Below are 20,258 nucleotides of genomic sequence, written 5' to 3'. Positions count from 1 at the left end.
TTTCTATTTAAACAAATTAAGCAACATTGACTGCTTCAATTTCTGTTGCTTTATATTTAGCTTTTTTACGTGCTAATTTTTTCAGTGGAGGACATTTTTCTTCATTAAAATAAGTCACTTGGCAATCCAAACAGTAGTGACACTCACGCATATTGATTTCCCCATCAGGATTAATCGCTTGAATTTCACATTCTTTCGCACAGGTTTTACAAGGTTGACCACATTCAGGACGACGTCTTAACCAGCTAAATAAGCGCACACTATTACTGGTTGAAAGTGCAGCCCCTAATGGACATAAGTAGCGGCAGAAAAATTTACGATTAAATATATTGATAGTTAACAAGGCTAGTGCGTAAATAATGAATGGCCACTCACGATCAAACTTTAATAAAAACGTAGTTTTAAAAGGCTCTATTTCAGCAAACTGTTCAGCTAAGGCTAAAGAATCAAGTGATAAGGCAAATAAGCCTAGTAGTACTAAGTATTTAATCGCCCATAAACGTTCATGTACAGCCCAAGGCAATTCAAACTGAGGTATCTTGATATAACGAGCAAAAACATTAATCAACTCTTGTAAGGCGCCAAAGGGACATAACCAACCGCAATACACTGCTCGGCCCCATAACAGCATAGTTACTGCCGCAGCGCCCCATAACATAAAGATCACTGGGTCGAGTAAAAATAAGTCCCAAGAAAAATCAGACATAAAGGCTTGTAAAAAAGTAAAGACATTGACAATGGATAATTGTCCGCCCCACATCCAGCCGATCAATACCACAGTCACCACTAAAAAAGCATGGCGGAAGTTGTGCATAAAAGTCGGGTGTTTAACCAAAACATCTTGGAAAAACAAGGTCGCAAGTAGTAGTGCCATCAGAATAGATAAAATTACCACCTCAGTTTTTTTATCTTGCCAAACTTGCTGCGTCAGGGTTAATTCTGGCTCAGGTAAAATGATCGGTGGACGGTGTAAGTATTGTTCTAAACCATGGTAACTACCTTTAAAGCTAGTAAATATACTGTCAACCGCGCCCATTTGACGACGCACAAGCAATTCAAACTGCCAGTCAACACCGGGGTTAAATTCATGATGTTCACGGACAATAAACAGTGACATTTCTTTGAAATTTGGCGCACCATCAATAAAGATATCAGTAACACGATTGTGATCTAAATCACGGAAAGCAAAAGCCGTTTCGTTTTGTAGTATTTGAATACGGTCAAAGATGCCACCACGCACATAACCAGAGCCTTTAAAGGAGTAACCACTACCTAGGACAACAATGGCATGTTCATTAGGTTTTAGGGTTTTCATCAACCATTGATATTCACTATCACCTAATAAATTACGGCCTATGGTTGGAATATCCGCTTGGGCATAATAGACCTCAGCAAACATATCTGCTTTCTGCTCAGGCGTAGCTTGTTCAATTGTTTCAGCTGCTGTACCAACAAAGGCTTCATCAACCGTATTACGGTCGAGATATAACTTACGAATAGAGCCATCACCAATCAGGGTTTGCCAACTTGCTTGTTGATAAACATCAGGCAATACCGTAGCCATTGGTTGCTTAATTTCTTCGACTTCTTCGATAATTCCCAATGAGCGAGCAACTTTAGTCGCCGCTTTAGTAATAGCAACATTCATCACCATGACGGTTACTGTCGCACCTGACAAGCCATCAATATGAATAACATCACCTTTAGCATTACCGCCAACCTTTAAGCGGTCACTAACACTCAGACCGTTGTATTGATCCGTAAAGGCCCATAATTTACTTTCTGGAATACCAGCTAAAATAATAGGTTCATGATGCTCTAAAACTTTCGCGCCAATGTATACACCTTTAGGATTAATCGCCACCAACATGTTAACTGGCTCACCTGAGTAGGCCGGAATTCTTGCAATATCATTGGTTTCAAAAGCATAACCAATAATCTCTTCTTGTTGATAAATAGTCCAAATAAGCGGTTTACCCGCTTTATCAGAAACTTTAGTCGCTTGTGGGAAAATTTCATTGATCAGTGGTAATGGATCTCTTGGCTCACTAACAAATAAGGCGTGCGCAGAAAACTGAGCAAACCAGAGCAACAGAACCGAAAATAACCTTAACTTTTTTTTACTGTACGACAAGTAAAGTAGCATTGTACAAAATACCTACACTTAGATTATAAGCAGCAAGTTCAGAGTAATATGGTAAGCCTCTAATTTATCTAACTGCGACAATATGTCGCATATATTACGCACATTGAAATTAACGATAATGACTTAGATCAATAAAGTTATGCTATTGCCAGACTAACAATCACACACTTTTTGTAAGGATATTTGATACTTAGCTATATTATCGTGATGGATAAAACTGCTTTTAGATTAGCATTCGTGAGTAAATTCAACTGATTTTTTATGAGGTTATAGCAGTATTAAATAAGTAAATTAACCACTATATTTTGTTCGATTTATTTAATGAAGACAGGCTAGTTGCTAATAAAGACTATGATGAATAGTACTAAAAAAGCCAGTCTCAATGACTGGCTTTTTCAATAAATAATCTAGTTAATTTTACCAATATGATTACTTAAGCGTAACCTGAGCAAATTTGCGTTTACCGACTTGATAAACCGCAGTAGAACCCGCCTTAATAATGAGCTTATTATCGGTAATTTTTTCACCTTCAATTTTCGCCGCACCTTGTTTTATCATGCGCATAGCTTCTGAAGTACTTGCTACTAAACCGGCTTCTTTTAACAAGTTAGCAATAGCAATTTCACCCGTTTCAGTAGCAATATCTAATTCAGGCATATCATCAGGTAAAGCACCTTTTTGAAAACGATTAATAAACTCTTGATGAGCAGCTTCTGCCGCTGCAGTATCATGAAAGCGCTCAATTAACTCTTTTGCTAAATCAATTTTTACATCGCGAGGATTTGAGCCCGCAGCAATTGCTGCTTTGTAGCCATTAATAATTTCAATTGGTTTAAAGCTCAGCAATTCATAATAACGCCACATTAAATCATCAGAAATGGACATGATTTTGCCAAACATATCATTTGGCGCATCAGTAATACCGATGTAATTATTCAACGACTTAGACATTTTCTGTACGCCATCCAAGCCTTCTAATAATGGCATCATGAGTACAGTTTGCGGACGTTGACCTTCTGACTTTTGCAGTTCACGACCCATTAATAGATTAAACTTTTGATCGGTGCCGCCTAATTCAACATCCGCTTCTAAAGCAACTGAATCCCAACCTTGTACTAAAGGATACATAAACTCATGAATGGCAATCGCTTGACCGCCAGCATAACGTTTTTTAAAGTCATCTCGTTCCATCATACGAGCAACGGTTTGGCGTGAAGCAAGCTTCAACATGCCGGCAGCACCGAGTTTTTCCATCCAGGTTGAGTTAAAGGCCACAGTGGTTTTTACTGGGTCTAAAATTTTAAACACTTGCTCTTTGTAAGTTTCAGCATTTGCTAGTACATCAGCCCTACTTAACGGTTTACGCGTAACATTTTTTCCACTCGGATCACCAATCATGCCGGTAAAGTCACCAATTAAGAAGATAACTTCGTGTCCTTGCTGCTGAAACTGGCGTAATTTATTTATCAATACTGTATGACCAAAATGCAAATCAGGTGCTGTTGGATCAAAGCCCGCCTTAATTTTCAGTGGCTTGCCTTTCTTCAACTTTTCCAATAACTCATCTTCTAGCAGAATTTCTTCCGCACCGCGTTTTATTTCTGCAAACGCTTGGCTTACATCTGACATTTACTAGGCTCCAACAAAGGTATAATTAATCATTAATGCTCGAATTCTACTGTAATTTTCACTGCGGTGAAAACCCTATCATTGTTTAGGAGGATATTATTTTGCTATAGTAAACGACAATTGTCGTATCAAAATCTCATTTATAGGTCTTAGCTTTTTGAAAAATATAAAAAATTTATATTTTGCCTTACCCAAACAGCACCAAATAATTATTACTTCGTGCGCTGTTATAGTGCTATTTTTATTAATGGTACCGTTAAAAAGTAGTAAGCAAGCAACATCAAACGTTACGGGTGAATTTAAAGTCGGCCAAAGATATCAAGTGGCCACGCCTGAACAAACCAGCAACACTCAACCATCAACCAGTATTGAATTACCCGATGCCCCGATCGAAACTTTAAATGATACACAGCTCCCAGTGCGTGAACTACCGAGTAATATTGAAGAAAGTGCAGCACAACTTCAGTGGCAAGCAGTTAAAGTAAGAAGTGGCGATTCGCTCGCTAAAATATTTAAACGCAATGGCCTCAACGCCACCACAACCCATAAAGTGATCACGGCTCAAGGAGAAGGTAGTAAGTCACTGAAAAAGCTCGGGGTTGACGACATTATTCGTATTGGTAAAGATGAGCAAGGCAGTTTAGTCTCACTTGAGTATCCATTGTCAAAAAATGAAACGCTATACGTTAACTTACAAAATCAACAATATCACGCCTATAAAGAAAGCAAAAGTGTCGAGGTGCGTGAAGCTATTGCTCATGGCGTTATTAAATCTAATTTCTGGCATGCCGCAGCTTCAGCAGGACTTAATGACGGACAAATTATCAGCTTGGCGAATGTATTTGGTTGGGATATTGATTTTGCTTTAGATATCCGTGCAGGCGATAGCTTTAATGTGATTTATGAAAACCAATATATCGAAGGTGACTTTATTGGCACAGGTAACATAGTAGCGGCAGAATTTATTAACCAAGGTGAGTCTTTTCACGCTATTCGTTTTACAGATGGCGAATATTATTCAGCTGATGGTCGTAGTATGCGTAAAGCTTTTTTACGCGCACCTGTCAGCTTTAAATACATCAGTTCAAATTTTAAGCCCAAACGTTTCCACCCAGTACAAAAACGCTGGAAAGCCCACCGTGGCACCGACTATGCAGCAAAAACAGGAACCCCTGTTGTCGCTGCTGGTAATGGTCGAGTCACCGACGCCACTTATAATAAATACAATGGTAACTATGTATTCATTCAACATGGTAATGGCATAGTCACCAAGTATTTACATTTCTCAAAGCGTGCGGTTAAAAAAGGTCAACGCGTTAAGCAAGGACAAGTAATTGGCTATGTGGGTTCAACAGGTTTAGCAGCAGGTCCACATTTACATTACGAATTTTTACTTAATGGCGTGCATCGCAACCCCAGAACCGTAAAACTGCCAGACGCTAAGCCTCTTAACCAAAAATATAAACAAGCTTTTGAGGTGATATCAAAACAACGATTAGCTGAGTTGACAGGCTCACGTCGAATACTGTTATCCATGCAGCCAAGTGCCGAATAAAATGAACCATAAAGTTCGCTATATTGGCTTAATGTCGGGCACCAGTGCTGATGGTGTTGATCTCGCCTTGGTCGAATTTGACATTGAGCAATCACAACAAGCTAACGGCGCCAATTTAATCGCCAGCTTTTACCAAGCTTACGACAACGTTACCCATCAAAAAATAATCAGCTTATACAATGCTAGCCATAATGAAATCGACCGTGCAGGTAGCCTAAATATCGAACTAGCACAGTTATTTTCTCAAGCAATCATACAATTTTTACAGCAAGAAAAGCTCTCTGCTACAGATATCACCGCAATAGGTTGTCATGGTCAAACCATTCGTCATCGCCCGACAGCAAGTCAATTCGCCAGCACACCTTTTACCCTGCAAATTGGTTGTTTGCAGACCTTGGCACTATTAACCGGCATTCGTGTAGTCGGAGATTTTAGAGCAAAAGATATTGCTTTAGGAGGTCAAGGTGCACCATTAGTGCCGGCATTTCATCAAGCGATTTTTGGCTCAACCGAAAAAGACGTTTTTGTCGTTAATATTGGCGGCATTGCTAATATTACATTTTTGCCCAAAAATAGCCGACAAAATACCACAGGGTTTGATACTGGCCCTGGCAATGCGTTAATGGATTATTGGTTTGCTCAGCATCAATTAGGACGCTATGACGCACAAGGAAAATGGGCCAATTCAGGTAATATTTGCCATGAATTACTGCAAACCATGCTCGACGATCCATACTTCACACAGCCAGCCCCCAAAAGTACAGGACGTGAATATTTTAATGCTCAGTGGCTAACAAAATTCACCAGTAAAAGTGCCTTAAAATCGGCCGATATTCAGGCTACATTAACCGCACTAACAGCCGAAACTATTGCACAAGAAATTAACAAATTAAGTACGAAATCAGACGTATACCTTTGCGGTGGAGGCGTTGAAAACAACGCACTAGTTTCGTTATTAAATCATAAACTTAGCCGACATACCGTAATGAATACTCAGTCAAAAAATATAAATAGTGATTCATTAGAGGCAATGGCATTTGCCTGGTTAGCCTTCGCATTTGATAAAAATATTTTTGGCAACATTCCAGCTGTAACAGGGGCTAGCAAGCCAGCTGTTTTAGGTATTAGTATCAATCCTTAAAAATGACTAGATTTGCATAGTTTTCTGTTTATAATAATCCGTTCCTGTTGAAAAAAAGCACGTTAACTGAATAATATTTGAACTATCCTTGCTCAAAGGTTTCTAAGTTAATTACAGAGTTTGCTTTATCGAATGCACTGTTCGATGTTCAACATCAAACGAGGAGGAAGCAATGGAATTTAACGACATTCATATTGGCATGAAATGCGGCAGTAAAAAAGGCAGCGGCACCGTTACATGGATAGATGGTTCAACCCGTACTATTTACATGGCAAATAGCGACAGCAACAACAGCTTTGAAGTCGGCTTCGAAGAGATTATTGAAGATCCTCAAGCGCACAACAAAGAAGATACATACTATTAAGCCTTTTTAACTGGACTTATCTGATAATAAAAAGGCTCCTACGGGAGCCTTTTTTATTGGCTAAGATTGTCACTTTACATGTTATACCAAGTTTATTAAGTTTGGGATAACGATTATCAGCTAAAATAAGGTAGTAATACCCACTTACACTTAAGGTAAACTTTAGGGGCAATAGTGAACATACTTATTACTGGCGGTACAGGCTTGATTGGTAGAGCATTAATACAAAGTTTAAATACAGATCATATTATCGTGCTGACCCGGAACCGCAAAAACGCCGCAAAAATACTACCTGCTCATATCGAGTTAGTCTCAACACTTACCGATGTTAACTTTGATGAACTTGATATTGTGGTTAATTTAGCTGGTGAAAGCATCGTGGGCCGACGGTGGTCAGAAAGACAGAAAGCAGTTATTTGCCAAAGTCGCTGGCAAATAACTCAAAACCTTGTGGAAAAAATACAAACAGCGACTAAAGCACCACATTGCTTTATTTCAGGCAGTGCTATTGGCTTTTATGGCCGTCAGAACGCCTTAACGATAGATGAAAGCCATCAGGATATTCATCATGAGTTTAGCCATCATGTCTGCCAACAGTGGGAAAGTATCGCCTTATCTGCTCAGTCAGATAACACGCGAGTGTGTCTTTTAAGAACCGGTATTGTGTTAGCCAGCAACGGCGGTGCATTGCAGAAAATGTTACCGGCATTCAAGTTCGGCCTTGGTGGTCCAATAGCAAATGGACAGCAATTTATGTCGTGGATACATATCGACGATATGGTCGCGGTTATATTAGCTGCAATCTATCAACCCATGTTAGCTGGTGCTATCAATGCTACTGCCCCGATGCCAGTAAATAATCAAGAATTTTCCGCAACCTTAAGTGCCGTACTGTCACGGCCTTGTTTTTTCAAAGTGCCCGCTTTTGCCTTACGAATACTAATGGGAGAGTCAGCAGACCTCATACTTTATGGCCAAAATATTATGCCCGCTAAATTACTAAAAAATAATTTTAAATTTCAATACCCTTCCTTACAGGTTGCCCTAAAACAACTATTACTTAAACCAGATGATAATATAAACAATGTCATATAGGTGCAGCTTGAAAGCAGAACTAATGGCGAATGCTGGCTAACTTAACAGCAGTTAATGGCTTATACCATTGCCTGTATTAGAGCAACGCAACATCGAAATTCAGCAGGCTATCATTTACATTAAGCATTAGTCTATTTCTAGGTAGCCAAAAACTACTGTTTAAATACCGTATTTCCTGCCCAAGCACGTATTAAGGCCCATACAGCAAACACTATAAAAATCGTATGCACCAAGACGAAATAAGTGATAACAAATACCCAAGTCCAGCCGGAATTAAAGCCACCTAACATTATCATCAGTATGCTAACAAAAATCAAAGCAGCTGCCGCTAATAGGTTTAATTTAATAGCAAACTTCAGGTGGCTATCAGACAAGCTATTTTTATCAACGTTACCCAGCTTAAAAAGCAAGATGATAAATGAAAGTACCGGTAAAAATGTTAAGTTCAATATCGACCACAAAGCAATACTAGATGCTTGCTGTATTTGCTCTTTACTCTGTATTCTTGCTTGTAAATTCATTGATAACTCCCTTTTACTTTATTGATGAATTATTAGGCCATTAACTTTAAGTTCAAAATGTTTTTCGTTTTAAAACTAGAAAAAAATTGTCACTATAATCATCGAAGGAAAAATAATAAAATATAAACGCATCAAAAAACGTAAGTTCTTATTAGCATGTTTTAACTCCATAAAATGATCAATAACAATAATACCTTTATACATTAGCGTTACTGCGACTAACATACTAACAAATGCACTTGAAGCAAACTGTTCACCTAAAAAAGTGTTAAATAAGGTAATGGCGATTAATGTTGCCCAGAACCACTCCAAACTAGAAAATTTTTTCATTTTAACCTCTAGCGTAATACGTATAACAACGGAAAAATTAAAATCCACATCAGGTCAATCATATGCCAATAAACCGCTAGCGCTTCAAGACCGCTATGCTCCTTAGCCGAGTACTGGCCTGCACGCAATCGAAAAATCACCCACAACACCGCACATGATGCCCAGCCGACATGAAGAAAGTGATTGAAAGTCATGTAATAGTAAACCGTATAAAACTCATTAGTACTGGTGCTTAATCCTTGCAAATTATTCCAGTAGAACTCCCAAGTTTTTACGATAAGATAGAAGCAACCACAGCTAAGTGCCAACCATAAATATCTTTGACATTTATCACGATCATCCAAGCGAATATGCATCATAGCCTTGGCCATAAAATAACTACTCGACAGTAAAATTATGGTATTCGCCACACCTAAGCTGGTATTCAATCCTTGAGGACCTTGCGCAAAAACAGCGGGGTAATAATATTTGGCAACAAAATATGCAATGAAGAAAATAGCAAATTCAGTAAGCTCAGAAAGTATGCCAACCCAGATAGGAATATTGCCGGGAATTCGACCTGCCTGCTCTTCACTCCAAGCGCGAGGAAAGATACCTAACGTATTACTTGGTTGCTCATTACTCATATCAGTTTCACTCAGTTATTCAACTTCAATAGCATACCTAACTACACGCTTTTTTAAGTGACGTGCATCAAGTTACAGTTTATTACTCAGGTAACGTTCATGACAGAGCGAAGTTCAGATCACTAAGTTTACAACAGATAGTTAGCACTAGTGTTTCCTTACATCAATGCTAAAACCTAGCACGATAATCCTTGCGCATATCACTATATATCACTTTAAATAAACTGATATTAATAAGTTTGCTTGCATTGCTTGATTTCGGTCAAAGCATTAAGTGGTTAAAACTTGAACATCTGCAACAGTTTTATTACAGTGGTAGTCTAAGTTTTAAAGCCGTTGTTTCGCTTAAGAACTGTACAAAAATTTTAGTTAACCTGAGCATGAAGTGATGAATTTACGAAAACTGAATAGCGCGAGATACTTATAATGATTTAAGCTATTCTTTATAAAATTTTGGGACATTTTTTATTATCAATGCTAGAAGTTTTGTCTGGATCAAGGCCGGTTGTTACTTAATAACCAGTAATTATTAGCATAAATCGTAGCATTAACCTAGTAAGTTTATACCGGATTTAGGTTATACCAAGTCTATTAAGTTTGTACCAACTTAGCGCTTACCAGCGTTTTGAGAACAACGATCATTTTGTGAATATAGTTATTCTATATGAAGGAAATTATCAGCGGTTATCGAACCGCTGGTAAGCTCCCGAAGATTGATTTTAAAAGCCTTACAGGCCGAGTTATTGATTTTGACAAGGTTCTCACAGAGATGCGAGTCATTAGAACAACGCAGGAGCAGTTGTCGAGAATAACCATTATCTTCAATCAATGCCTTACCTACATGAATGTAGGTACTTAGGTTCAGTCTGGAACTGTGAACCTATGCTGCTAGAGCTTTTAAATTTCACTGAGTGGGAAGAAACTTAATAAAATTATATTAACTAAAACGGGGAAAATCTCATCTTCTTCAAGGGCTTTACCTAGCTAATGTTTTGACTAAATGAATAGAGAAATTATCGATAAAAAACCGATTACGAATAGGAGAAAAAAGTGAAAAATATTTTATATCTTGTTGCCGTAGATGGCAGTGATTGTAGTTTACGTGCTGCTGATCGTGCAGTTAATTTGGCCAAACAGACCCATGCAAGCGTCACATTCTTAACCGTAAAAGATTGGTCATACTTACAACCTATGGTACTCGAAGGAGCTGCACCCATAATATTAGATCAAGCTGCTGAAGAGCTTCATACTCGGACTCATGTCTTAGTACCCTTAATTGAGAAATACCAAGATTCTGATCTCGAGATCAAAGCGGAATTAGTCTGGGGAGATCCTAGCTCAGAGATACAAACTAAAATTAAAGAATTACGCGCAAACATGTTGTTTATCGGCCGTCAAGGACGCTCAAGAATTGCTGACATTTTACTTGGCAGCATAGCAAATAAGTTGGCTCACCAAGCCGATATTCCGATAGTGCTAGTGCCTTAACAAACTCATTTACATTGCATGATAAAGAACAGTTAATGCCAGCAAGAAAGGTTGGTGTCAGCTCTAATGTCTTTCACCTAAGGTGAGCAACATTTGTATTATTAGTATATCCTTGTGGCCTCGGCTCAACTTACCGTGGAAGTCCAGTGTGTCTTAAATTATAACAATTCTACTATGTTTCTTCCCACTCAGTGAAATTTAAAAGCTTTAGCGGCACAGATTCACAGTTCTAGACTGGATCTAAGTACCAACATTCATGTACGCGGCCTGTAAGCCTTTTAAAATTCCCCTTCGGCAGCAAACTTAATAGACTTGATATTAGCTATTAAGCGATGCCTTTCTTCAGGCCAGAGCGATACAACACCAGCACCCCAAGCTTCATCGGATAAGCTCTGAAACTGACTCTGCTGAAAACAAAAAAGGATGCCGAAGCATCCTTTTTTAAGTGTTTTATTTAAATCAGCTATTAAGCAATAATTTTAGATACAACACCAGCACCAACAGTACGACCACCTTCACGAATCGCGAAGCGTAAACCTTCGTCCATCGCTACTGGGTTGATAAGCTCTACAACAAACTTTAAGTTGTCGCCTGGCATTACCATTTCAACACCTTCAGGAAGCTCTACTGCACCTGTGATGTCCGTTGTACGGAAGTAAAACTGTGGACGGTAGCCTTTGAAGAATGGCGTATGACGACCACCTTCATCTTTTGACAATACGTAAACTTCTGACTCAAACTTAGTGTGAGGTGAAATTGAACCTGGTTGACATAATACTTGACCACGTTCTACATCTTCACGCTTAAGACCACGTAAAAGTACACCACAGTTCTCGCCAGCACGACCTTCGTCAAGAAGCTTACGGAACATTTCAACACCTGTACAAGTTGATTTTTGTGTATCACGGATACCAACAACTTCTACTTCATCACCCACTTTAACAATACCGCGTTCAACACGACCTGTTACAACGGTACCACGACCTGAAATTGAGAATACATCTTCGATAGGCATGATGAATGCACCGTCGATTGCACGCTCTGGCTCTGGAATGTAAGTATCAAGTGCATCAGCAAGTTCGATTACTTTAGCTTCCCACTTCTCTTCACCTTGAAGTGCGCCTAAAGCTGAACCTTGAATTACGGGTAAGTCATCACCTGGGAATTCGTATTCTGAAAGAAGTTCACGAACTTCCATTTCTACTAATTCTAGTAATTCTTCGTCATCTACCATGTCACATTTGTTCATGAATACGATGATGAAAGGTACGCCAACTTGACGTGATAACAAGATGTGCTCACGTGTTTGTGGCATAGGACCATCTGTAGCAGCAACTACTAAGATAGCGCCATCCATTTGTGCTGCACCCGTGATCATGTTTTTGATGTAATCAGCATGGCCAGGACAATCTACGTGTGCGTAGTGACGGATTTCTGTATCGTATTCGATGTGAGAAGTATTGATTGTAATACCACGCTCACGCTCTTCAGGAGCATTATCGATTTGTGCGAAGTCTTTAACTTCACCACCGTGAACTTTAGTTAATACCGCAGAGATAGCGGCTGTTAAAGTTGTTTTACCGTGATCAACGTGGCCAATTGTACCTACGTTAACATGTGGTTTATTACGTTCAAATTTTGCTTTAGCCATTTTTCAATTACCTTAAAGTTTATTAAAAGCCCGGCCAAAAGACCGAGCCAGACTTTCAAAAAGCCTTACTAAGATTCAATTATTTTGTCGGCAACAGCTTTAGGTGCTTCGCTATATTGCTGAAACTCCATAGAGTATGATGCTCGACCTTGAGTTGCACTACGTAATGCCGTAGCGTAACCAAACATTTCAGATAGTGGCACAAGTGCATTCACTACCTTAGAACCAGCTGGACCTTCGTCCATGCCATCGATCATGCCGCGACGGCGATTTAAATCACCAACGACATCACCCATGTTTGCTTCTGGCGTAATAACTTCAACTTTCATCATTGGCTCTAGGATTACTGGTGATGCATTGAGCACCCCCTGCCTAAACCCCATCGATGCAGCGACTTTAAACGCCATTTCGTTTGAATCGACATCGTGAAAAGAGCCATCATAAAGCGTGACTTTAATGTCTAATAACGGGTAACCCGCCAAAACACCACTGTCCATTTGCTCACGACAACCTTTTTCAACTGCTGGTATATATTCTTTAGGAACACTACCGCCAGTCGTTTCGTCGACAAACTCGAATCCCTCGCCTTCAGGCAACGGTTCCATTCTCAACCAAACATGACCAAATTGACCACGACCACCTGATTGACGAACAAATTTACCTTCCACTTCTACAGATGAACGAATAGTTTCTCGATATGCCACTTGTGGATTACCGACATTACACTCAACGCCAAATTCTCGTTTCATGCGTTCAACTAAAATATCGAGGTGTAATTCCCCCATACCTGAAATGATGGTTTGACCCGTTTCTTCATCAGAGACTACTCTAAATGACGGATCTTCTGCGGCCAATTTACCTAACGCAACACCCATTTTTTCTTGGGCAGCGATGGTTCTTGGCTCAACTGCTACAGAAATAACCGGCTCAGGAAACTCCATCCGTTCGAGTGTGATCACATGGTTAGCGTCACATAAAGTATCACCGGTAGTGACATCTTTAAGGCCTATAGCCGCGGCTATATCACCTGCTCGTACTTCTTTAATTTCTTTACGATCATTTGCATGCATTTGTACAATACGACCTAAACGTTCTTTTTTGCCTTTTACAGGATTGTATATACTGTCGCCAGTTTTTACTACACCTGAATAGACGCGAAAGAAGGTTAGCGTACCGACAAACGGGTCTGTCGCAATTTTAAATGCTAAAGCAGCAAAAGGTGCTTTATCATCGGCTTCACGACTACCTTCAGTTTCGTTTTTGTCATCGTTAATACCTTTTATTGCTTCAACATCAGTTGGTGCAGGTAAAAATTCGACAACAGCATCAAGTACTGCTTGTACGCCTTTATTTTTGAAAGCTGAGCCACAAGAACAAAGGACAATTTCATTGTTTAGCGTACGGGTACGTAGCGCAGATTTAATTTCTGCTTCGGATAAATCACCTTCTTCAAGGTATTTATCCATTAATTCTTCAGAGGCTTCAGCTGCTTCAGAAACAAGATTTTCATGCCATTCATCGGCTTGCTCTTGCATATCTGCAGGAATATCTTCATAAGTAAAAGTCATGCCCTGGTCACTTTCGTTCCAGTTAATAGCTTTCATTTTAATTAAGTCGATCACACCAGCAAAGTTTTCTTCTGCACCAATGGGTAAATAAATTGGTACGGCATTAGCTTCTAAGCGAGAATTGAGTTGTTCAACAACAGATAAGAAGTCTGCTCCCGTACGATCCATCTTATTGACGAACACTAAACGTGGAACTGAGTATTTTTCCATTTGACGCCAAACAGTTTCCGTTTGGGGTTGAACTCCTGAAGATGCACATAGCACTAATACCGCACCATCTAATACACGCAGAGATCGTTCTACTTCAATGGTAAAATCTACATGGCCAGGGGTGTCGATAATATTAATGCGGTGATCTTCAAATTGTGCTTCCATCCCTTTCCAGAAACAAGTCGTAGCTGCAGAGGTAATAGTAATACCACGCTCTTGCTCTTGTTCCATCCAATCCATGGTAGCTGCGCCATCATGAACTTCACCGATCTTATGTGAAAGACCAGTATAGAAAAGTACCCTTTCTGTTGTTGTCGTTTTACCGGCATCGACATGAGCACAAATACCAATATTTCGGTAACGCTCAATAGGGGTTATACGTGCCACAATTACATCCTCTTTCTGAGATTATTTCTCAGATTATAAAACAGTTGTGGCTATCACTTGGTATCAATATTGATATTCGGTGATAACCACGGCATTACACTTATCATTATAGAAATAGCAGAGTATGCTAATTCATAATGCCTACCAACGGTAGTGAGCGAATGCTTTGTTAGCTTCAGCCATACGGTGAACGTCTTCACGTTTCTTAACCGCTGAACCTTTGCTGTCAGACGCATCTAGCATTTCATTAGCTAGGCGCTGAGCCATTGATTTTTCACCACGTTTACGAGCTGCTTCAACTAACCAACGCATGGCTAGCGCATTACGACGCACTGGACGTACTTCAACTGGAACTTGGTAAGTAGAACCACCAACACGACGTGATTTAACTTCCACTTGTGGGCGGATGTTATCAAGTGCTGTTTCGAATAACTCAAGGTGAGTTTTTTCAGAGTTCTTTTCAGTCAAAATGTCTAATGCACCGTATACAATTTTTTCTGCAGTAGATTTTTTACCATCAACCATAAGGATGTTGATGAATTTTGCTAAAAGTTCGTTATGGAACTTAGGATCTGGCAATATTTTTCGTTGCCCTACGACGCGTCTTCTTGGCATCTTAATTCTCCGTTATATTCAGGATAAACCCAAAATGTAATATGTTATTTGGCCTTACTTAACGTTTCTATTCTTTAGCTTACTTATCAGCTAAGAAAGGGAAACTTAAGATTTAGGTCGTTTAGCACCGTATTTAGAACGGCCTTGTCTTCTGTCGCTTACACCTGAACAATCTAGTGCGCCACGAACGGTGTGGTAACGCACACCTGGTAAATCTTTAACACGACCACCGCGAATCAAAATAACGCTATGCTCTTGTAAATTGTGACCTTCACCACCGATGTATGAAGTAACTTCGAAGCCGTTAGTTAAACGAACACGAGCAACTTTACGTAGTGCTGAGTTAGGTTTTTTTGGTGTAGTTGTATACACACGAGTACATACGCCACGACGTTGTGGACAAGCTTGTAACGCTGGAACGTTACTTTTAGTTACTTGTCTTACACGTGGTTTACGTACTAATTGGTTAATAGTTGCCATTAAATAGCTCCCGATTAGTTAAATTTGTGTAAATTCCAATCAATGGGGAAATTTACACCCTTATAAACGTGAAAATCCGCGACCCTAGATTCAATACACAAAGGTACGGAATATAGGGTCGCGGAATTCTATAGGTCAAGCTTTAACCTGTCAAGCTTTACTCGCATTAGACAGGTTAATCATCTGCTTTTAACCGATTTAGTTCTACTATTCACTCGTAGAGCTTAAATCTGCATTTAAAGCATCTGTTAGTGCTTGTGCAGCTTCGTCAGCTGATACTGTTACTTCTTCAACAGGAACAGCGTTTTTAGCACGCGCACGTTCTTGATGATAAGAATAACCAGTACCTGCTGGGATTAAGCGTCCAACAATAACGTTTTCTTTCAAGCCACGAAGTTTGTCTTTCTTACCAGCTACAGCTGCTTCAGTAAGTACACGCGTCGTTTCTTGGAAAGATGCTGCTGAGATGAATGACTCAGTTGCCAATGATGCTTTAGTAATACCCATCATTTGCATTTCATATTCAGCTGGTTGTTTTCCGGCAGCTTCTAACTCACGATTAGAGATATTCACACGGGCAACTTCAAGGATTTCGCCTTTAAGGAAGTTACTATCACCGGCGTCTAAGATCTCACACTTGCGGATCATTTGACGGACGATAACTTCGATGTGCTTATCGTTAATTTTAACACCTTGCAAACGGTATACTTCTTGTACTTCGTTAACAATGTAGTTAGCCACTGGAGCAACACCACGTAAGCGTAAGATATCGTGCGGAGACTCTGGACCGTCGGCGATAACTTCACCTTTCAGTACAGATTCACCTTCAAACACGTTTAATTGACGCATTTTAGGGATCATCTCTTCGTATACTTCACCACTCGGCTGAGTGATTAATAAACGTACTTTACCTTTAGTTTCTTTACCAAAAGCAATAATACCTGTTTTCTCAGCTAAAATAGCTGGAAGCTTAGGCTTACGTGCTTCAAATAAATCCGCTACACGTGGAAGACCACCAGTAATATCACGAGTTTTCGATGACGCTTGTGGAATACGCGCTAACGCATCACCAATACCAACTTCCGCACCATCTTCAAGGTTAATAATTGCATTACCTGGTAAGAAGTATTGTGCAGGAATTTCAGTACCCGCTATCATTACATCGTTGCCTTTAGCATCAACTAACTTAACTGCAGGGCGCATTTCTTTACCCGCTGAGTTACGTTGACCAGCTTCAGTGACGACAATACTTGATAAACCGGTAAGCTCATCAGTTTGACGAACCATAGTAACGCCATCGATAAGTTCAACGAATTGAACCTTACCTGCCACTTCAGTAATAATTGGATGCGTATGTGGATCCCAATTAGCAATGATATCGCCGGAAGTAATTACTTCGCCATCTTTTTTATTAAGAATGGTACCGTAAGGTACTTTGTAACGCTCTTTCTCACGACCAAGTTCGTCAATTACTGTTAGTTCTGATGAACGTGAAGTAATCACTAAGTGATCTTCTGAGTTAGTTACAAATTTAGCGTTTTGTAATTTCAGGGTACCTGTGTTCTTAACTTGTACATTGTTCTCTGCTGATGCACGTGATGCAGCACCACCAATGTGGAACGTACGCATGGTTAACTGTGTACCAGGTTCACCGATAGATTGTGCAGCCACAACACCAATCGCTTCACCTTGGTTGATCATATGACCACGAGCCAAATCACGGCCGTAACAATGAGCACAAATACCAAAGTCAGTTTTACAAGTGATGATTGAACGAACTTTCATTTGATCAATTGAGTTTTCTTCAATGAAATCACATAACGCTTCGTCAATTAAAGTATTACGTGGAAGTAATACTTCATCAGTACCTGGTTTAACAACATCTTCAGCGACAACACGACCTAGAACACGTTCACGTAACGGTTCAACAACATCACCACCTTCAATCAATGGCGTCATTTGTAAACCGTCTAATGTGCCACAATCATGTTCAGTAACGACCAAATCTTGCGCAACATCAACTAAACGACGGGTTAAGTAACCCGAGTTAGCTGTCTTCAATGCCGTATCGGCCAAACCTTTACGCGCACCATGAGTTGAGATGAAGTATTGTAATACGTTCAAACCTTCACGGAAGTTAGCTGTGATTGGTGTTTCGATGATTGAACCATCCGGTTTAGCCATCAAACCACGCATACCTGCTAGCTGACGAATCTGAGCAGCACTACCACGAGCACCTGAATCGGCCATCATGTAGATAGAGTTGAAAGAGTCTTGCTCTTCTGGCTCACCTTTAGCGTTAATCACAGTTTCTTTTGATAAGTTGTCCATCATCGCTTTCGAGATTTTCTCGTTGGCAGATGACCAAATATCAATAACTTTGTTGTATTTCTCACCTTGAGTTACAAGACCTTGCTCAAACTGAGTTTGGATCTCTGCAACTTCTTCTTCTGAATCTTCGATGATGGTGTATTTCGCCGCTGGAATTACCATATCGTCGATACCAACTGAAGCACCCGCGATCATCGCGTAGTGGAAACCTGTATACATAATATGGTCAGCAAAGATTACAGTATCTTTAAGGCCCAAGTTACGGTACGCATGGTTAATCAGTTTTGAAATAGGCTTTTTACCTAATGGCTGATCAATGAGATCATAAGGCATGCCGTCTGGACATACTTGCCATAAAATTGCACGACCTACAGTGGTATCACGCAAGGTAGTCTTTGGTTCAAGCACACCATCAGCATTACGAACATGTTCTGTAATACGAATTTTTACACGCGCATGAAGTTCAGCAAAACCAGTACGGTAAGCTTTTTCAGCTTCTTTGATGTCGGTAAATATCATACCTTCACCCAAACCATTTACCCGATCACGTGTTAGGTAATATAAACCTAATACAACATCTTGTGATGGTACGATGATTGGATCACCGTTAGCTGGTGAAAGTACGTTATTCGTTGACATCATCAACGTACGTGCTTCCATTTGTGCTTCGATTGTCAACGGTACATGTACCGCCATTTGGTCACCATCGAAATCGGCGTTATATGCCGCACAAACCAATGGATGCAAATGAATCGCTTTACCTTCAATTAGGACAGGTTCAAACGCTTGGATACCCAATCTATGAAGAGTAGGTGCACGGTTAAGCATAACCGGATGTTCACGAATAACTTCGTCAAGTACATCCCAAACTTCAGCGCCTTCACGCTCAACTAATTTCTTAGCCGCTTTAATCGTTGTTGCTAGACCACGTGCTTCTAATTTACCGTAAATAAATGGTTTGAATAATTCAAGTGCCATTTTCTTAGGTAAACCACACTGATGTAAGCGTAGCGTTGGACCAACGGTGATTACTGAACGACCAGAATAATCAACACGTTTACCCAATAAATTCTGACGGAAACGACCTTGCTTACCTTTAATCATATCGGCAAGAGATTTAAGAGGACGTTTGTTAGAACCGGTAATTGCTCGACCACGACGACCATTATCTAATAATGCATCAACAGATTCTTGCAACATACGTTTTTCGTTACGTACGATGATATCTGGTGCAACTAGGTCTAGAAGACGTTTCAAACGGTTGTTACGGTTGATTACACGACGGTATAAGTCGTTTAAATCAGACGTTGCAAAACGGCCACCATCCAAAGGTACCAACGGACGTAAGTCTGGTGGTAAAATTGGTAAAACGTTCATGATCATCCACTCAGGCTTATTGCCTGAAGCTGCGAATGCTTCCATTAATTTCAAACGTTTGGTGATTTTTTTACGTTTTGTTTCACTGCCGATTTCAGGTAATTCTTCACGCATTTGCGCTACTTCACCGTCAAGATCAATCTGTTGTAATAACGCAAGAACCGCTTCAGCACCCATTAGGGCATCAAATTCATCACCGTGCTCTTCTAACGCATCAAGATATTCTTCTTCGGTTAGAATTTGGCTTTTCTCTAATGTTGTCATACCGGGTTCGGTAACAACGTAAGATTCAAAATAAAGCACACGCTCAATATCACGTAACGTCATGTCTAATAATAGACCGATACGTGATGGTAATGACTTTAAGAACCAAATGTGAGCAACTGGGCTTGCTAATTCGATATGACCCATACGGTCACGACGAACTTTAGTTAATGTAACTTCAACGCCACATTTTTCACAAATTACACCACGATGCTTAAGGCGTTTGTATTTGCCACAAAGACATTCGTAGTCTTTAACTGGTCCAAAAATACGCGCACAGAACAAACCATCACGTTCCGGCTTAAAAGTACGATAGTTAATCGTCTCAGGTTTCTTTACCTCACCAAATGACCATGAACGAATCATGTCAGGTGAAGCTAGTCCGATGCGAATACCATCGAACTCTTCTGTTTGATTTTGTTGCTTAAGAAACTTAAGTAAATCTTTCACACACTATCTCCTGTCGGAGTTAAATACCGG

General features: G+C 39.9%; 15 protein-coding genes. 5 read left to right on the top strand and 10 right to left on the bottom strand.

Annotated features, from left to right (window positions below; all coding sequences use genetic code 11):
- Positions 1-16: 16 nt before the first annotated feature.
- Positions 17-2,146: a transcriptional regulator NosR gene (gene nosR, locus FGD67_RS12905; protein ID WP_373567769.1), complete on the bottom strand. Its 2,130-nt coding sequence runs from the start codon at positions 2,144-2,146 to the stop codon at positions 17-19.
- A gap of 429 nt (positions 2,147-2,575) precedes the next feature.
- The gene (gene tyrS, locus FGD67_RS12900) at positions 2,576-3,775 is read right to left on the bottom strand and encodes a tyrosine--tRNA ligase (RefSeq protein WP_257171553.1); all 1,200 of its coding nucleotides are present in this window, start codon (positions 3,773-3,775) and stop codon (positions 2,576-2,578) included.
- A gap of 157 nt (positions 3,776-3,932) precedes the next feature.
- Between tyrS and FGD67_RS12895 the strand changes: the two genes are divergently transcribed.
- The 4 genes from FGD67_RS12895 to FGD67_RS12880 all read left to right on the top strand — a co-directional run bounded on the left by FGD67_RS12895 (position 3,933) and on the right by FGD67_RS12880 (position 7,930).
- Positions 3,933-5,330 carry an OapA family protein gene (locus tag FGD67_RS12895; RefSeq protein WP_257171552.1) on the top strand — a complete coding sequence of 466 codons (1,398 nt, stop codon included), beginning with the start codon at positions 3,933-3,935 and terminating at the stop codon, positions 5,328-5,330.
- Position 5,331: 1 nt separating this feature from the next.
- Positions 5,332-6,471 carry an anhydro-N-acetylmuramic acid kinase gene (locus FGD67_RS12890; RefSeq protein WP_257171551.1) on the top strand — a complete coding sequence of 380 codons (1,140 nt, stop codon included), beginning with the start codon at positions 5,332-5,334 and terminating at the stop codon, positions 6,469-6,471.
- A 172-nt stretch (positions 6,472-6,643) separates the two neighbouring features.
- Positions 6,644-6,835 carry a hypothetical protein gene (locus FGD67_RS12885; RefSeq protein WP_077284068.1) on the top strand — a complete coding sequence of 64 codons (192 nt, stop codon included), beginning with the start codon at positions 6,644-6,646 and terminating at the stop codon, positions 6,833-6,835.
- 174 nt (positions 6,836-7,009) lie between these two features.
- A complete protein-coding gene (locus tag FGD67_RS12880; protein ID WP_257171550.1) occupies positions 7,010-7,930 on the top strand; it encodes a TIGR01777 family oxidoreductase in 921 nt (306 codons plus the stop codon).
- Positions 7,931-8,082: 152 nt separating this feature from the next.
- On the opposite strand, the gene FGD67_RS12875 is transcribed toward FGD67_RS12880, so the two are convergent.
- The 3 genes from FGD67_RS12875 to FGD67_RS12865 all read right to left on the bottom strand — a co-directional run bounded on the left by FGD67_RS12875 (position 8,083) and on the right by FGD67_RS12865 (position 9,407).
- Positions 8,083-8,451, bottom strand: a complete 369-nt coding sequence (locus FGD67_RS12875) for a hypothetical protein (protein WP_257171549.1) — start codon at positions 8,449-8,451, stop codon at positions 8,083-8,085.
- A 75-nt stretch (positions 8,452-8,526) separates the two neighbouring features.
- Positions 8,527-8,781 carry a cytochrome C oxidase subunit IV family protein gene (locus tag FGD67_RS12870; protein ID WP_257171548.1) on the bottom strand — a complete coding sequence of 85 codons (255 nt, stop codon included), beginning with the start codon at positions 8,779-8,781 and terminating at the stop codon, positions 8,527-8,529.
- An 8-nt stretch (positions 8,782-8,789) separates the two neighbouring features.
- The gene (locus FGD67_RS12865; protein ID WP_257171547.1) at positions 8,790-9,407 is read right to left on the bottom strand and encodes a cytochrome c oxidase subunit 3 family protein; all 618 of its coding nucleotides are present in this window, start codon (positions 9,405-9,407) and stop codon (positions 8,790-8,792) included.
- A 1,050-nt stretch (positions 9,408-10,457) separates the two neighbouring features.
- Here FGD67_RS12865 and FGD67_RS12860 point away from each other — a divergent pair.
- A complete protein-coding gene (locus FGD67_RS12860; protein WP_257171546.1) occupies positions 10,458-10,895 on the top strand; it encodes a universal stress protein in 438 nt (145 codons plus the stop codon).
- Positions 10,896-11,361: 466 nt separating this feature from the next.
- Here the strand turns inward: FGD67_RS12860 and tuf are convergent, their stop codons facing one another.
- The 5 genes from tuf to rpoC all read right to left on the bottom strand — a co-directional run bounded on the left by tuf (position 11,362) and on the right by rpoC (position 20,228).
- The gene (gene tuf / locus FGD67_RS12855) at positions 11,362-12,546 is read right to left on the bottom strand and encodes an elongation factor Tu (RefSeq protein ID WP_257171545.1); all 1,185 of its coding nucleotides are present in this window, start codon (positions 12,544-12,546) and stop codon (positions 11,362-11,364) included.
- A gap of 68 nt (positions 12,547-12,614) precedes the next feature.
- A complete protein-coding gene (gene fusA, locus FGD67_RS12850) occupies positions 12,615-14,711 on the bottom strand; it encodes an elongation factor G (protein WP_257171544.1) in 2,097 nt (698 codons plus the stop codon).
- A 141-nt stretch (positions 14,712-14,852) separates the two neighbouring features.
- A complete protein-coding gene (rpsG, locus tag FGD67_RS12845; protein ID WP_077288472.1) occupies positions 14,853-15,326 on the bottom strand; it encodes a 30S ribosomal protein S7 in 474 nt (157 codons plus the stop codon).
- A gap of 105 nt (positions 15,327-15,431) precedes the next feature.
- Positions 15,432-15,806, bottom strand: a complete 375-nt coding sequence (gene rpsL, locus FGD67_RS12840) for a 30S ribosomal protein S12 (protein ID WP_011045492.1) — start codon at positions 15,804-15,806, stop codon at positions 15,432-15,434.
- A 207-nt stretch (positions 15,807-16,013) separates the two neighbouring features.
- A complete protein-coding gene (gene rpoC, locus FGD67_RS12835) occupies positions 16,014-20,228 on the bottom strand; it encodes a DNA-directed RNA polymerase subunit beta' (RefSeq protein ID WP_257171543.1) in 4,215 nt (1,404 codons plus the stop codon).
- Between the last annotated feature and the right edge of the window lie 30 nt (positions 20,229-20,258).

This window comes from Colwellia sp. M166, from assembly GCF_024585285.1.
In the GTDB taxonomy this organism is placed as follows: Bacteria; Pseudomonadota; Gammaproteobacteria; order Enterobacterales; family Alteromonadaceae; genus Cognaticolwellia.
The sequence above is the reverse complement of the archived record's forward strand: the minus strand, read 5'-3'. Positions and strand labels throughout refer to the sequence as shown.

What these genes read in the sequence shown, in the direction of transcription:
- nosR (WP_373567769.1), bottom strand. Translation starts at nt 2,146, where the DNA reads ATGCTACTTTACTTGTCGTACAGTAAAAAAAAGTTAAGGTTATTTTCG.
- tyrS (WP_257171553.1), bottom strand. Translation starts at nt 3,775, where the DNA reads ATGTCAGATGTAAGCCAAGCGTTTGCAGAAATAAAACGCGGTGCGGAA.
- FGD67_RS12890 (WP_257171551.1), top strand. Translation starts at nt 5,332, where the DNA reads ATGAACCATAAAGTTCGCTATATTGGCTTAATGTCGGGCACCAGTGCT.
- FGD67_RS12885 (WP_077284068.1), top strand. Translation starts at nt 6,644, where the DNA reads ATGGAATTTAACGACATTCATATTGGCATGAAATGCGGCAGTAAAAAA.
- FGD67_RS12875 (WP_257171549.1), bottom strand. Translation starts at nt 8,451, where the DNA reads ATGAATTTACAAGCAAGAATACAGAGTAAAGAGCAAATACAGCAAGCA.
- FGD67_RS12870 (WP_257171548.1), bottom strand. Translation starts at nt 8,781, where the DNA reads ATGAAAAAATTTTCTAGTTTGGAGTGGTTCTGGGCAACATTAATCGCC.
- FGD67_RS12865 (WP_257171547.1), bottom strand. Translation starts at nt 9,407, where the DNA reads ATGAGTAATGAGCAACCAAGTAATACGTTAGGTATCTTTCCTCGCGCT.
- tuf (WP_257171545.1), bottom strand. Translation starts at nt 12,546, where the DNA reads ATGGCTAAAGCAAAATTTGAACGTAATAAACCACATGTTAACGTAGGT.
- rpsG (WP_077288472.1), bottom strand. Translation starts at nt 15,326, where the DNA reads ATGCCAAGAAGACGCGTCGTAGGGCAACGAAAAATATTGCCAGATCCT.
- rpsL (WP_011045492.1), bottom strand. Translation starts at nt 15,806, where the DNA reads ATGGCAACTATTAACCAATTAGTACGTAAACCACGTGTAAGACAAGTA.